We start from the raw sequence: 14,528 nt of genomic DNA on the forward strand, positions 1-14,528 counted from the left end.
TCATCATCCCCGCGAAATCGGGGACCCACCTTCTTCCCCCACTTGCCGCGCCCAAGGCAGGCGGGCCCCGGCTTTCGCCGGGGTGACGACTATAGACTAGCCGTGGCGAGTCTCGCGCCGCGCCTCGATCTTCGCCAGTCGCAATCGCTGGTGATGACGCCGCAGCTGCAGCAGGCGATCAAGCTGCTGGCGCTGTCGAACCTCGAGATCGAGGGCTTCATCGCCGAGGAGCTGGAGAAGAACCCGCTGCTCGAGACCGGCGGCGAAGAGCGCGGCCCGGCTGACGCGCCCGAGCCGGACGCCGAGCCGTGGGACGGCGACGAGCCGCCGGAGCCGGTGACAGCCGACCGGCTGGTCGAGCATGGCGACGCCGTCGCCGACGCGCCGCTCGACGTCGATTTCGTCGCGGAGACCTTCCACCACGACGGTCCGACCGAAAGCTATGGCCTGGACGGCTCGCTGGGTCTCGGCGCGGCGGCACCCGGCGGCGGCGAGGACGCGATCGACTTCGACAGCTTCGCCAGCGCGCCTGAATCGCTGCAGGACCATCTGCTTGCCCAGGCGGGCGAGACCCTCGCCGGCCGCGACCATCTGATCGCGGTTCAGCTGATCGGGCAGATCGACGAAGCCGGCTATCTGACAGCCGATGCCGCCGACGTGGCCCAGCGGCTCGGCGTCGTGCCGTGCGACGTCGACCGCGTGCTGGGCGTGGTCCAGACCTTCGATCCCACCGGGGTTGGCGCACGGAGCCTCGCCGAATGCCTCGCGCTCCAGGCAAAGGAAGCCGATCGCTACGATCCCTGCATGGTCCGCCTGATCGCCAATCTAGATCTGGTCGCGGCGGGCAAGCTCCAGCAGCTGAAGCGCATCTGCCAGGTCGACGACGAGGATCTGGCGGACATGATCCGCGAGCTCAGGAATTACGATCCCAAGCCCGGGCTCAGGTTCGGCGCGGTCCGCACCGAGACGGTCGTGCCCGACATCTTCGTCGCGAAGCGGCCGGGCGGCTGGGCGATCGAGCTCAACGCCGCGACGCTGCCGCGCCTGCTCGTCAACCGCACCTATTATGCGGAGCTCGCGTCCGGCCCGCAGGACAAGGCATCGAAGGCCTGGCTCGCCGATTGCCTGCAAAGCGCCAATTGGCTGATCAAGGCGCTTGACCAGCGCCAGCGCACGATCATCAAGGTCGCGGCCGAGATCGTGAAGCAGCAGGAAAGCTTCTTCCTGAAAGGGGTCGAGCATTTGAAGCCGCTGACGCTCCGCCAGGTCGCGGAAGCGATCGGCATGCACGAATCCACGGTCAGCCGCGTCACATCGAACAAATATCTGAGCTGCGCGCGCGGGCTGTTCGAGCTCAAATATTTCTTCACCTCTGCGATCCAGGCGGCCGATGGCGGCGAGGCGGTGTCGGCGGAGGCGGTGAAAAGTGCGATCCGGTCGCTGATCGCGGCCGAGGACGCGACCGCGATCCTGTCCGACGACACGCTGGTGGACCTGCTGCGCGGCAAGGGATTCGACATCGCCCGGCGCACCGTCGCCAAGTATCGCGAGGCGATGGGGATCGGCTCGTCGGTCCAGCGCAGGAGACAGAAGGTGCTGCGCGTCGCCTGAGCCGTTTTTAACAGCCTATCAACCCCTACCAACTATCGTTAACGAAACCGTCGTTCGCGGGCAGGGTAAGGTAATGCATAAGCTTCGGAATTCGTGTGTTTTGAGCCTCGGACTCGCGCTCGCGGCCTGTGGCGGCGGTGGCGTTGGCTCTGCCGGCAGCACGCCCGCGCCCGCGCCGACTCCCACTCCGACGCCGACGCCGACGCCGACTCCCACGCCGACGCCGACTCCCACGCCGACGCCGACTCCCACGCCCACGCCGACGCCGACGCCGACTCCCACGCCGACGCCGACTCCCACGCCGACGCCGACTCCGACGCCGACGCCGACGCCGACTCCCACGCCGACGCCGACGCCGACTCCCACGCCGACGCCGACGCCGACGCCGACTCCCACGCCGACGCCGACGCCGACGCCGACTCCCACGCCGACGCCGACTCCCACGCCGACGCCGACTCCCACGCCGACGCCGACGCCGACTCCCACTCCGTCTCCGACTCCGACGCCGACTCCCACGCCGACGCCGACCAACACGAGCCTGGCTCCGCTGCTGTACAGCGAGACATTCGACGCGACCGGCGGCCGCACCTCGTCCACGGTGCTGCGCGCGGACGGAACGGCGTCCAATCTTGGCTTCGTCGCCAACGGGTTCGGCGAAGGGGTATCGCTCGCCTATGATGCGGCCACCGGCGGCTACACGGTCAAGGATGCAAGCGGCGCCTCCGCGACTTTCCTGCCGCAGATGAAGGTGCCGTCGCAGAGCAACGACAGCGTGACGACCTTCGCCAAGGCCGCCGGCAACGTCGACGACCAGTTGACCTTGTTCAATCCGGGCGCGAACAACCCGACGCTCAAGCTCAGCTATGTGAGCTATGGGGCATGGCAGCGCGCCGTGGACAATGGCGCGACCATCGACTTCTCGCAGCAATTCTTTGTCTATGGCATCCGCCAAGCGGCGAACCAGCCGAGCACCGGCTCCGCCTCCTACACCACCACCGTCGACGGCATCTGGAGCACCGGCAGCGGCCTCTACAAATTGGCGGGAACCAGCGACTTCACGGCGAATTTCGGCAATATGACGGTCGCGACCACGCTGGACCTGCAAGGCACGAACGCGAGCGCTCCGCTTCAGCCGCCGAAGGACCTCGGCCGCTTTGCCGGCACCGGCAGCATCGCGGCGATGGGCGGCGGGTTCAGCGGAACCTTGGCGCACCAGGGAACGGATGCGTTCGGCAACACGCTGAACGGCACGTTCGCCGGCGCTTTCTTCGGACCCCAGGGCCAGGAAATGGGCTATACGTTCAGCCTGCGCGCGGCTGCAGGGTCAAGCGGAACCGCCGCGGGCGCGGTCGTCGGCAAGGCCCGCTAGCCGCACTCCTCCTGGTTTCCGCGGAGGCGGTTCTGTTCGTTCGTGTCGCCTCCGTCATTCTGCTTGCCGCCTTCGCAGCACCGGCGGCGTTCGCCCAGGCGCAGGATTGCGATCCGGCAAAGGGCTGCGCGCAGGGGCTGACCGCGTCCCAGGTCTTCGGCATCGCCGAACGCTATGCGGCGGCGCGGCGCTTCGCCGATGCCGAGACATTGCTCAAAGGCCTCACCCGCGATCCCAATGCCGATTATCGAGCGGAAGCGCGCTTCCGCCTTGCGGCGCTGCGCGAAGCGCAAGGCGATCGCCAGGGTGCGATCGAATGGCTGAAGGCCCTGCTCGACGAAAAGCCGAACGCCGGACGGCCCCGGCTCGAGCTGGCGCGGCTGCTGGCGGAGACCGGCGACGAATCCGGCGCCCGGCGGGAGCTGCGCCGCGCCGGCGCGGCCGGGCTGCCCGAGGACGTCGCGCGCGTGGTCGATCGGTTTGCGACGGCGCTCCGCTCCAGCCGGTCGATCGGCGGGTCGATCGAGATTGCGGTCGCGCCCGACAGCAACATCAACCGTGCCACCACGCAGGAACGGGTCGACACCGTCGTCGCGCCGCTGACGCTTAGCCGCGATGCGCGCGCCACGTCCGGCATCGGCTTCTCCTTGTCGCTGCAGGGTTTCGCCCGTGGCGACATCACGGACAGCGTCGACCTGCTCAGCCGCGCCTCGATTCGCGCCGATCTGTACGGCAAGTCGCGCTTCAACGATGTGGTGATGACGCTCGCATCAGGCCCGGAATTCCGTATCGGCGGCGCGCGCGTGCGGCCGGCCGCGATCGCGCAGCGGCGCTGGTTCGGCGGCGATCTCTATTCGGAGAGCTATGGCGGCTCGCTGAACCTGCTGAAGCCGCTCGACCGCGTCAGCCAGATCGAAGGCGAACTGACCGTACTGCAGAGCAATTATGCGCACGTTCCGATCCAGGACGGCCTGCTGACAGACGTGAACATCGCCTATGACCGCGCGTTCAGCCCCCGCTTCAGCGCGCGCGTGAGCGTCCGCGCGACCCGCCAGGACGCCCAGGTCGATTTTTTGTCGACCGACAGTGTCGGCGTCGACCTGCTCGCCTCGCGCGCCTTCGGCAAGCAATTGGGCTTTATCCAGCTGAGCGGCTTCCGCCTCGGCGCGGATGGGCCCGATCCGCTGTTCGGGATGACGCGCGAGGACCGGCGTTTCGACGTCACCGCGGGGCTGATCCTGCGGCGCTTCACCTGGCGCGGCCTCGCGCCCCTGATCCGCGTGATCCACACCGAAAGCGATTCGACGATCCCGATCTACAACTTCCGGCGCACGCGCGTGGAGTTCGCGCTCAGCCGGGAATTCTAGGGGGCGACGGCCGCCGCTTCGTCCTGCGTGCGCTCCGCATTGGGCTTGCCCGCGCCATCGGAATCGATCGCGGCGCGCACCATCCGTTCCCACACTGCCGCATCTCCGGCCGCCGCCATTTCCTCGTCCGGCTCGCGCAGCGTCCTCAGCACCGCGCGCGCGTCGTCCAGATGCTCGTGCCAGGCGCGGTCGACCACGTCGCCCGCCGACGGGTTCGACCCTTCCGCGTTCGAGCTCAGCCGCTGCCCCGCCAGCACCCGCGCGATCCGCTCGACCAGCGGCGTGTTCGAAATGTCCATGACCTCACTCCCGATCCTGTCAGGAGCTAAACCGTTTCGCAGGCGGAGAGTTGCGGCGTCACGCCGCGCACTCTCGTCGACCCCTTGACCGCTCGCCGCCGCAATTGAGGGACGCCGACGTCGACCCACTTGGCCATTCTATGGGCGGTCGCTCCGCCGAAGTCCGCCTCGGCCGAGTTCCCGATCAGCCTTCAACGCGGACGCCTTCCCTGGGCCAGTCCTTGTCGACATCGACGCCCTGCCTGGCCCATTGCTCGCGAGTCCAGCACTTGACCTGTTCGATCAGGGTGCCGGTAAAGGGGGCGATCCACATGCAGTAGCGGGTTTCGGCAGTTCCGGGCGGCGCGGTTGCCGGCCTGGGCCGGTCCTCGGGGGCAGCCCAGGCCGGCGCCGCGGCGGCGAGCAGGCTCAACGCCCAAACCAGTTTCCTGTGCGCCATGTCGTTTCTCCTTGGTAGAACGCTGGCGCGCCTTTTTACCATCGATGCGGACCGGATGCGATCACTCGGCGGCGGGGAGGTAGATTTCTCCGCCCTTCTCGCGGAAGCGTTCGGACATTTCATTCATGCCCTTTTCCGCGTCGGCTTCGGAAGAAGAAAGGAGGGCTTCAACAGGCTCACCCCGAACGGCGCTGGGGGTTGCCGCCAGGAACTGATCGGACGATTGGTTCTGCTTAGCGGCGAAATCGCGCACTTCCTGGGTGATCTTCATCGAGCAGAACTTCGGGCCGCACATCGAGCAGAAGTGGGCGGTCTTGGCGCCTTCTGCGGGCAAGGTCTGGTCGTGATATTGCTCCGCCGTGTCGGGATCGAGCGACAGGTTGAACTGGTCGCGCCAGCGGAATTCGAACCTTGCGCGTGACAGGGCGTCGTCGCGGAGCTTGGCGGCAGGGTGGCCCTTGGCAAGGTCGGCGGCGTGGGCGGCGAGCTTGTAGGTGACGACGCCGACCTTGACGTCGTCGCGGTCGGGCAGGCCGAGATGCTCCTTCGGCGTGACGTAGCAGAGCATCGCGGTGCCGTACCAGCCGATCATCGCGGCGCCGATGCCGCTGGTGATGTGGTCGTAGCCGGGCGCGATGTCGGTGGTGAGCGGCCCCAAGGTGTAGAAGGGCGCCTCGCCGCAGCTTTCCAGCTGCTTGTCCATATTCTCCTTGATCTTGTGCATGGGCACGTGGCCGGGGCCCTCGATCATCACCTGCACGTCCTGCGCCCAGGCGCGCCTGGTGAGCTCGCCCAGAGTGTAGAGCTCGGCGAACTGGGCCTCGTCGTTGGCGTCGGCGATGCTGCCGGGGCGGAGGCCGTCGCCCAGCGAATAGGCGATGTCGTACGCCTTCATGATCTCGCTGATCTCGTCGAACCGCTCGTAGAGGAAGCTCTCCTTGTGGTGCGCGAGGCACCATTTCGCCATGATCGAGCCGCCGCGTGACACGATGCCGGTGACGCGCTTCGCCGTCAGCGGGACATAGGGCAGGCGGACGCCGGCATGGATCGTGAAATAGTCGACGCCCTGCTCGGCCTGCTCGATCAGCGTGTCGCGGAAGATTTCCCAGGTCAGGTCCTCGGCGATGCCGCCGACCTTCTCCAGCGCCTGGTAGATCGGCACGGTGCCGATCGGGACGGGGCTGTTGCGGATGATCCATTCGCGGGTGTCGTGGATGTTGCGCCCGGTCGACAGGTCCATGACCGTGTCGGCGCCCCAGCGGATCGCCCAGACCATCTTGTCAACTTCGCTCGCCACGTCCGAAGCGACGGCCGAATTGCCGATATTGGCGTTGATCTTGACCAGGAAATTGCGGCCGATCGCCATCGGCTCGCTCTCGGGGTGGTTGATGTTCGACGGGATGATCGCGCGGCCGCGCGCGACCTCGTCACGGACGAATTCCGGCGTCACGAAATCGGGGATCGCCGCCCCGAACGACTCCCCGTCGCGCTCGCGGACCAGCTTCTCCCGGCCGAGATTCTCGCGCTCCGCCACATATTCCATTTCGGGCGTGATGATGCCGCGGCGGGCATAGTGCATCTGGCTGACGTTCGCGCCCGGCCTGGCGCGCAGCACCATGCGGCGGACGTTCGGGAAGGGCTGCACCCCGCCGGAGCGGTCGGGGCCGAGCTGGCCGTTATCTTCCGGCCGGACCTCGCGCTGGGTGACGTCCTCGACGTCGCCGCGCGCGCGAATCCAGTCGCGGCGCAGCTCCGGCAGGCCAGCCATGATGTCGATGCGCGTGGTCGGGTCGGTGTAGGGGCCGGAGGTGTCGTAGACGCGAAGCGGCGGCTCGCCCGAGGAAGGCTCGAGGTCGATCTCGCGCATCGCGACCTTGAGCGGGCCGACATGCACCTTGCGGCTGCCGCGGATCGGGCCGGTGGTGACCTTCAGTTCGGTGCGGGCGTGGACGTCGGCCATGATGCTCTCCAAATGGACGGAGAGCGGGCGTTCCAGGACGTCCCTCCCTCCGCCGGTCTCAACCGGATCAGGTTCGGCGGGTCGTGGCTTCAGCCACCTCTCAACCGCTCAGGCGCGGTCCCCCGGGGAATGGTCTTCCTCTACCCTGCTATCGGACCGGACGGAAGGGGCTCGCGCCATCTGGCGGCGACGCTTCAGCGCGGCGATGGCTGCGCCGGGAACCGGATTTGCGGCCAGCGGCTTCAGCCGCTCACCGGCGCGAACGTCGCCTGTCCGTCCAGGAAATAGATTCTGGTACGGCCGGTAAATCCCGAATCGGCGCCGATCACCAGCCACAGGCGACCGTTGGCATCGCTTATCAGCGTCGGCGCGCCGGCACCGGTGGTGAGCGTCTTTTCGGCATAGAGCGGCTGGTCGCAGGTGCCGGCCGGGGCGACCTGCGCGAAATTGCCGATCGCCGCGACGTCGGCTCCACCGGTCGCCTGATTGCCTTTGTCGAAATTGACGGTGACGCGGTTCAGCTGAGCGACGGGGGCAGGCTGGACCGCACTCGCGCCGGCCTTGATCGTCACGTTCTCGCCCGGATTGCCGGGGCAGTTCGGCGGAGCGTTGGTCGCAAAGCGCAAGCTGACCGTCACCTGATAGCGGGTGTTGGGTGCCAGCCCCGTGACGGGCTTCCAGATGAAGATGAACAGGTCGTTCGACGGATTGGGCGCGGAGATCGCGAATCCGGTGAGATTGGCGAGCGGCGCGGGCAGCGGCTCGATCTCGGCGCGGAACGCGATCACCGGCTCCTGCCCCGGCACATAGTCGGAATAATTGGCCTGGAAGCCGTTCATGTCGTTGAGGAACGAGAAGTCGACGACCTTCGCGCCGAGCGTCGGCTTCGGGCCAGGCGTGGGCGCGGGAGTCGGCGTCGGTGTCGGCACGGGCGCAGGGGTCGGGCTCGGCTGCGGAATCGGGCCGGCGCCGTCGCCGCCGCAGGCAACGAGCAGCGCGAGAGCGGAAAGTCCGACAACAAAAGCAGAAGCACGCATAGGATTTCTCCCGGCGTCCGGTTGTTCAGAACGTATAGGCCAGTCCGAGCCCGCCATACCATTGGTCGCGGTCACCGGCGATCGCCACGATCGGCGAGCGGGCGTAGCGGCCGTGCACGCGGTAATAGCCGCCGCCGCCGACCAGCGAGAGGCCGCCGGTCAGGTCGCCGGTCAGCGACAGGTTGACGAGCGTGGTCGCGCCCCAGCCGAGCATGCCTCCCTTGCGCGCGCTGAACGCGGGCAGGCCGCTCGCGACGGCCCCGGCGGGCGTGACCGTGAAGTAATAGTCGCCATAGTCCCTGCCGACATAATCGGCATAGCCGGAGACGAGCACATAGGCCTTGCGGCTCAGCGGCGTGCCGTAGGTGATGGCAGGCGTGATCTGGTAGCTGCCGTGGGCGCCGGCCACGTCGTGCGTGTAGGTGACGCTTGCCGAAAGCGTGTCATAGGCGCTGGTAATGACGCCGGTCTTGCCGATGCCGACATAGCCGCCGAGCTCGATCGCGGTGTCGAGCTTGCCGAGCGCTTTCACTTGCGCATCCTTGATTGACCGCGTGCGGTTCAGGTTGACGCCCGCGACCGGGCCCAGCTGAAAGTCGACCGCGTGCGGATCGCGGTTGCGGATCAGGTCGACGCTCGCCTCGGTGCCCCGGAATTGGAAGTTGAAGCCCGACACGCTGCCGCGCGCGCCCAGCGCCGGCGCCACCAGATAATCGTCCGAGCCGACATAGGACGGGATGTACGCCGCGCCCGCCGCGATCGTCACCGTCTCCTTCAAGAGCGGGTCGGCGATCGCGGTCTGCGCGGCGGCGGGAGCGGCGGCGAGTGACGCAACGACGATCAGGACTGGCTTCACGAAACGACCCCTATGCTTCCGATACGGACGCGCAACGTACGGAACTGCGATCAGTTGCGTCGTCGAAGCGGCCAAGGCCATGATCGGTGCCGCACAGCCGGTCCCAGACACGAAAATAAAGGCCGTAATTGCAGCGATATCGGTCGTGGTGGCGCTGGTGGTGGCTGGCGGTGATGATCCAGCGGCCGACCGGGCCGCCGACGATCGCGCGCGGAAACATTTCCCAGCCCATATGGTTGGTGACGCCCATCACGGTCATGATCGCGAGCACCAGGCCGAGCGTCGCGGCGTGGATCGGGATCAGGAAGACGAGCGCGGGGATCACGACCGCGCCGGTCAGAGCCTCCAGCGGCGAAAAGCTCATCGCGGCCCAGGCTGTCGGCGGCCGGCTGGCATGATGGACCGCATGGATGGCGCGGAACACCCGCGGTCGGTGCATCCAACGATGCGTCCAGTAGAACCATGTATCGTGGGCGGCGAGGTAGAGCAGGACGGAGACCGGCATCCACCACAGCGGATAAGCGACCGGATCGGTGTAGATCCGCGTCCAGCCCCGCGCCTGCCAGCCCCAGGCGACGATGCCGGCAGGAACGCCGTAGATCGCGGCGGAGGCGAGCGACCAGCCGATCTCCCTCCCGATCTGCGGACGGAGCTGGGAATAGAGGCCCGGCCGCACCGTGCGCGTCGCGAATGCGAAGGCACCGCTCACCGCGAGATAGCGCACGCCGACGATCAGCGTCATCGCGAGGGCGGAGAGGAGGATCGCGGCCACGGCTTGGCCTTAGAGGAAATCGAACCGATCCGGGAGGCGCTTACCTGCGCTCTTATGTCGCGAAACGACCCGTTGCGGACTTTCCCGCGCAACGAGATTGTCGCTGTTGCAATTCGGGAGAAGTTGAGTGGGGCAGTGGGAAAGGCGTGGGTTGCTGATTGTTTGGTCAGCATTCGTTGCGGTGGGCGTTCTGTTTGCGACCGGCTTTGCTGGAGGATGGCGTAACGCGTTTGCCGGCAACTGGCAGCTCTTGCTCTTTTTGGCTTCTCCCGCTGTTCCTCTAATGTGGTGGCTCCGGGGTCGCAAAAGAACCTAGGATCAGGATTCGGCTTACGCTGCTATTTCCGCTAGCCACCCTCATCGGACCCAAGGCTGCGGTTTGGGAAGTGAGACTAGATTGCTCCACTCACGCAATTGTGGCCGGTGAACAGATTGGCCGGATCGTATTTGCGTTTGGCCGCCAGCAGGCGGGGGTAATTGTCGCCCCAATAGGCGCGTTGCCAGTCGCGGCGGAAATAGTCGGATTCGGACATGTAGCAGCCGGCATTCGGCACCAGCCTGCGGAACGGTGCCATCGCGCGGGTGACGGCGGCGGCTTCCTTGCGGCCGGTCGCGGCATGGGTTCGTGGCCGGGAATGCCGGGCCAGGCGGGCTGCCCATCGGCGGAGCAGATCAGCAGCGCGAAGGCGTCGGCAACCTCAGGGTTCATCGCCGTCTCGCGCGCGGCGGCGATCGCTTGCGGAGCGCCGCCGGCGAGCCCTTTGTTGGTGTGAAGACTGAAGCTCCATTCGGCCGACGCGGCGACGATCGCATCGACCAGCGCCGGCCGGCGCGCCGGCGAGAGCAGGTCCTTGGGCAGCCAGGCGGACTGATAGGCGTGGAGCACCTGCCCCGCCTCGCCGCGATTGGTGGCCCAGAAGACATGGTCGGGCGAAGCGCCGGGACGGTCGTCAGGCAGCACCACGCCGGGCAACGCGCGGAGAAATTTCGGGTCCCAGAAGCGGCGCGCATCCACGGCCAGCACCAGCGGCTCGCCGGTGAGCTTATAGTCCTGCGGCCGTTCCTTGAGCCATGACAGCAAGGGTGCCCAGGTTGCGCGGATCGCCGGCTCCCCGAGGCTGTGGCAGAGCATCGAGATGCTGAGCCGGCGGCCGGGGCTGAAGCCGATCTGCTCGCCCCATTCGGGCCGGAACAGCGCCTCGGCGTAGAAGGCCGTGGTCCGCGCAACGAGCGCACGCCAGGCGGCGTCGCTGTTCGCCTCGACCGAGAACAGGATCGCGCCGATCGTCGGCGGCAGCGGGTCGGTCCGCTGCGTGACGCGCGTGACGACGCCGAAGGTGCCGCCGCCTCCGCCGCGCAGCGCGAAGAACAGGTCCGGGTGGCGCCAGCGATTGACGATGCGGACCCGGCCGTCGGCGGTGACGATTTCAGCCTCCAGCAGATTGCCGGCGCCGGTGCCGAAGCTCTTCGACAGGCTGCCGAAGCCGCCGCCCTGCACGAAGCCGGCGACGCCGACCGTCAGGCAGCCGCCGCCCTGGACATAGCGCCCGCCCTCGACCGAGACGGTGCGGTACACGTCGCCCCAGATCGCGCCGGCACCGATCGACACGGCCGGCTGCGGAGCGGTGTCGGCCGGAGCGCCGGAAGGCACGAACCCGTCATGCATCGCGACCGTGGTCATGCGGCGCGTCCAGACCAGCAGCGAGTTCGGCGCGTTCGAGTTGCCGAAATAGCTGTGGCCGCCGCCCTTCACGACCAGGCGGACGCCATGCGCGCGCGCGAAATCGACTGCGGCGGCGATATCGGCCGCGGATTCGGCCGCGACGGCGTAGTCGCTGGGACGAGAGGTCCAGGCGTCAGTCCAGCCGAGGGTCTGGGTCAGGCCCGGCTCGTCGCCCAGATAATAGGGGTTCTTCAGCTTGGCGAAGAGCGCGTCGGCACCCTGGCCACCGGATCTCGCGCATTCGGCCAACGGCGAGCGGACCACCATCAGCCTGTCGCCCACGCGGCGGCGAAGCGCGTCCCAATCGGCGGGCGCTGGTCGGCCGAAGCCTGCCTTCGGGATTGCAGCCAGCGCGGGCGCCGCCGCCATCAGCTTCACGATCTGCCTGCGATCCATGACCCCTTTCCTCCCGCGCACCTTGTCGCAGCGGCGGGGCGGCCGGGCAACAGTTTGGCGCGTCGCGCGGTTGCGGCTAGGGCTTCAGGGTGAGCGACCGGGCCGACATCACGATCCTCGGGGGCGGGCTGGCGGGCGGGCTGATCGCCTTTGCGCTGAGCCAACGCCGGCCAGACATGGGCGTGACGCTGGTCGAGCGGGAGCCAACGCTGGGCGGCAATCACATCTGGTCCTTCTTCGACACCGACATTGCCGAGGAGGATCGCTGGATCGTCGCGCCGTTCGTGTCGCATCGCTGGGACGGCTACGACGTGCGCTTCCCGGGGCACCGGCGAGTGCTTTCGACCGGATACAATTCTATCGAGTCGGGGCAGTTCGACCGCGTGTTGCGGTCGCGGCTGCCGGCGGTGCGGCTGAACGAGGACGGAGAGCCGGAGGGCGCGGCCATCGATGCACGGGGCGCGGGCGATCTCGGCACCTTGCAGCTCGGCTGGCAGAAATTCGTCGGGCAGGTGCTGCGGGTCGAAGGCGGGCACGGCCTCACGCGACCAGTGGTGATGGACGCGACCGTCGAGCAGATCGACGGCTATCGCTTCGTCTATCTGCTGCCGTTCGATGCCGAGCGCGTGTTCGTGGAGGATACCTATTACAGCGACTCCGCCGCGCTGGACGTGGCGGCGATCGGCGCGCGGATCGAGGCCTATGCGGCAGCGCAGGGCTGGCGCGTCACCGCAACGCAGCGCGAGGAAACGGGCGTGCTGCCGGTAGTGATCGGCGGCGACTTCGACGCCTATTGGCGTTCGACCGGCGCAGGACTCGCGAAAGCGGGAATGCGCGCCGGACTGTTCCATCCGACGACCGGCTATTCGCTGCCCGACGCGGTGCGGCTTGCTTCAGCCATAGCGAAGGCCCCCGACCTGTCGGCGGAGGGGCTGGCGCGGCTTACGCGGGCTCATGCGGAGCGGACGTGGCGGGCGCGCGGCTTTTATAGGCTGCTCGACGCGATGCTGTTCCGCGCGGCCGAACCGGCGCAGCGCTACCGTGTGCTGGAGCGCTTCTACCGGCTGCCGGAGCCGCTGATCGGGCGCTTCTATGGCGGGCGGAGCACCACCGCTGATATGATGCGCCTACTGATCGGCAAGCCGCCGGTGCCGATCGGGCGCGCGATCGCCGCGGTGATGAAGCGATGAAGCACGCGGTGGTGATCGGCGCCGGGTTCGGCGGGCTGGCGCTGGCGATCCGGCTGCAATCGGCGGGCGTGCCGACGACGGTGGTCGAAGCGCGCGACCGGCCGGGCGGACGCGCCTATGTCTGGGAAAAGGACGGCTTCACTTTCGATGCCGGGCCGACCGTCATCACCGATCCCGACTGCCTGAAGGCGCTGTGGGCGCTCAGCGGCCGCGACATGGCCGAGGACGTGGAGCTGGTGCCGGTCTCGCCCTTCTACCGACTCACCTGGCCGGACGGGACGGTGTTCGACTATACGAACGACGACGCGACGCTGGCGGCCGAGATCGCGAGGCTGAACGCGGCCGATGTCGCGGGATACCGGCGCTTCCTCGACTATGCGGCGGGCGTGTACCGCGAAGGCTATGTGAAGCTGGGGGCGGTGCCGTTCCTCGACTTCGCGTCGATGCTGAAGGCGGCGCCGGCGCTGGCGCGCTACCAGGCGTGGCGGTCGGTCTATTCGGTTGTGTCCGGCTTCGTCAAAGACGAGAAATTGCGCCAGGCGCTGAGCTTTCACACGTTGCTGGTCGGCGGCAATCCGATGACGACCAGCGCGATCTATGCACTGATCCACAAGCTCGAACGCGACGGCGGCGTCTGGTTTGCCAAAGGCGGTACCAACCGGCTGGTCGCGGGCATGGTGCGCCACTTCGAGCGGATCGGCGGAACGCTAAAGCTCGGGGACCCCGTCGTAGAGATCGAGAGCGAGGGCGAGCGCGTCACCGGCGTCCGGACGGCGAGCGGCTGGCGCGCCGATGCCGATGCTGTCGCGTCCAACGCGGACATCGTGCACAGCTATCGCGATTTGCTGAGCCACCGGCGCGGCGCGGCCGAGGCGCGGCGGCTGCAGAAGAAGCGATTCTCCCCTTCGCTGTTCCTGGTGCATTTCGGGGTGCGGGGGACCTTCCCTGAGCTGCCGCACCACATGATCCTGTTCGGCCCGCGCTATCGCGGGCTGCTCGACGAGATCTATCGCGGCGATGCGCTGCCGGAGGATTTCTCGCTCTACCTCCACCATCCGAGCGCGACCGATCCGGGGATGGCGCCGGCAGGGCATTCGACCTTCTATGCGCTGGCGCCGGTCGGGCATCTCGGGCGGTTGCGGATCGACTGGGACGCCGAGGGGCCCCGCCTCGCAGATCGCATCCTAGACGAAGTCGCACGGCGGATCGGCGTGCCGGACCTGAAGGAGCGGATCGTCACCCGCTTCCACTATGCCCCGCCCGATTTCGCGCGCGACCTGAACGCGCATCTTGGCTCCGCCTTCAGCCTGGAGCCGGTGCTGACTCAGAGCGCCTGGTTCCGCACCCACAACCGGGACGATGTGGTCCTCAACCTCTACTTCGTCGGCGCCGGCACCCATCCGGGCGCGGGGATTCCGGGTGTCGTCGCCAGCGCCAAGGCAACGGCGGCCTTGATGCTGGCGGATTTCAGGCGGGCTTAGAGTCGCGCCCCTCGACTTCGCTCGGGAC

The 14,528-nt window shown here is 67.8% G+C and carries 13 protein-coding genes, 1 pseudogene and 1 riboswitch; of the genes and pseudogenes, 6 read left to right on the top strand and 8 right to left on the bottom strand.

All coding sequences use genetic code 11. The features are described from left to right. The first annotated feature begins 102 nt into the window (after positions 1 to 102). The 4 genes from rpoN (at position 103) to GON01_RS16725 (ending at position 4,347) form a co-directional block, all read left to right on the top strand. Positions 103 to 1,611 carry an RNA polymerase factor sigma-54 gene (gene rpoN, locus GON01_RS12925; protein ID WP_309503251.1) on the top strand — a complete coding sequence of 503 codons (1,509 nt, stop codon included), beginning with the start codon at positions 103 to 105 and terminating at the stop codon, positions 1,609 to 1,611. A 93-nt stretch (positions 1,612 to 1,704) separates the two neighbouring features. Then, on the top strand, positions 1,705 to 2,289 hold the full coding sequence (locus GON01_RS16715; RefSeq protein WP_181599965.1) for a hypothetical protein: 585 nt from the start codon (positions 1,705 to 1,707) through the stop codon (positions 2,287 to 2,289). Further along, positions 2,210 to 2,980 (top strand): transferrin-binding protein-like solute binding protein, encoded by a 771-nt coding sequence (locus tag GON01_RS16720; protein ID WP_181599966.1) that lies wholly within the window; start codon positions 2,210 to 2,212, stop codon positions 2,978 to 2,980. The genes GON01_RS16715 and GON01_RS16720 overlap by 80 nt, the downstream gene beginning before the upstream one ends. Before the next feature lie 209 nt (positions 2,981 to 3,189). Then, entirely contained in the window at positions 3,190 to 4,347 is a 1,158-nt protein-coding gene (locus GON01_RS16725; RefSeq protein ID WP_181599967.1) for a porin family protein, read from the top strand. On the opposite strand, the gene GON01_RS12940 is transcribed toward GON01_RS16725, so the two are convergent. The 8 genes and pseudogenes from GON01_RS12940 to GON01_RS17450 form a co-directional block, all read right to left on the bottom strand. Continuing rightward, positions 4,344 to 4,646 (bottom strand): hypothetical protein, encoded by a 303-nt coding sequence (locus GON01_RS12940; protein ID WP_157027807.1) that lies wholly within the window; start codon positions 4,644 to 4,646, stop codon positions 4,344 to 4,346. The genes GON01_RS16725 and GON01_RS12940 overlap by 4 nt on opposite strands. Positions 4,647 to 4,830: 184 nt before the next feature. Further along, the gene (locus GON01_RS12945; protein WP_157027808.1) at positions 4,831 to 5,085 is read right to left on the bottom strand and encodes a hypothetical protein; all 255 of its coding nucleotides are present in this window, start codon (positions 5,083 to 5,085) and stop codon (positions 4,831 to 4,833) included. A 61-nt stretch (positions 5,086 to 5,146) separates the two neighbouring features. Further along, positions 5,147 to 7,045 carry a phosphomethylpyrimidine synthase ThiC gene (gene thiC / locus GON01_RS12950; protein WP_157027809.1) on the bottom strand — a complete coding sequence of 633 codons (1,899 nt, stop codon included), beginning with the start codon at positions 7,043 to 7,045 and terminating at the stop codon, positions 5,147 to 5,149. Between the two features lie 27 nt (positions 7,046 to 7,072). After that, a riboswitch (TPP riboswitch) is annotated at positions 7,073 to 7,180 on the bottom strand. A 107-nt stretch (positions 7,181 to 7,287) separates the two neighbouring features. Continuing rightward, positions 7,288 to 8,082, bottom strand: a complete 795-nt coding sequence (locus tag GON01_RS12955) for a hypothetical protein (protein ID WP_157027810.1) — start codon at positions 8,080 to 8,082, stop codon at positions 7,288 to 7,290. Between the two features lie 25 nt (positions 8,083 to 8,107). After that, positions 8,108 to 8,938, bottom strand: coding sequence for a MipA/OmpV family protein (locus GON01_RS12960; protein ID WP_309503254.1), 831 nt, complete (start codon positions 8,936 to 8,938; stop codon positions 8,108 to 8,110). Between the two features lie 10 nt (positions 8,939 to 8,948). Next, positions 8,949 to 9,680, bottom strand: a complete 732-nt coding sequence (locus GON01_RS12965) for a sterol desaturase family protein (RefSeq protein WP_157028229.1) — start codon at positions 9,678 to 9,680, stop codon at positions 8,949 to 8,951. Between the two features lie 422 nt (positions 9,681 to 10,102). After that, positions 10,103 to 10,285, bottom strand: a complete 183-nt coding sequence (locus tag GON01_RS17445; protein WP_408640925.1) for a BBE domain-containing protein — start codon at positions 10,283 to 10,285, stop codon at positions 10,103 to 10,105. A gap of 836 nt (positions 10,286 to 11,121) precedes the next feature. Continuing rightward, positions 11,122 to 11,829 (bottom strand): annotated as a pseudogene (locus GON01_RS17450) (FAD-binding oxidoreductase); the annotation flags it as partial. Between the two features lie 89 nt (positions 11,830 to 11,918). Here GON01_RS17450 and crtY point away from each other — a divergent pair. Together crtY and GON01_RS12980 are read left to right on the top strand one after the other, a co-directional pair. Continuing rightward, positions 11,919 to 13,019: a lycopene beta-cyclase CrtY gene (gene crtY / locus GON01_RS12975; protein ID WP_181599968.1), complete on the top strand. Its 1,101-nt coding sequence runs from the start codon at positions 11,919 to 11,921 to the stop codon at positions 13,017 to 13,019. Further along, the gene (locus GON01_RS12980) at positions 13,016 to 14,500 is read left to right on the top strand and encodes a phytoene desaturase (protein WP_157027812.1); all 1,485 of its coding nucleotides are present in this window, start codon (positions 13,016 to 13,018) and stop codon (positions 14,498 to 14,500) included. The genes crtY and GON01_RS12980 overlap by 4 nt, the downstream gene beginning before the upstream one ends. Positions 14,501 to 14,528 lie beyond the last annotated feature (28 nt).

The organism is Sphingomonas horti (assembly GCF_009753715.1).
Taxonomy (GTDB): Bacteria; Pseudomonadota; Alphaproteobacteria; order Sphingomonadales; family Sphingomonadaceae; genus Sphingomonas_B; species Sphingomonas_B horti.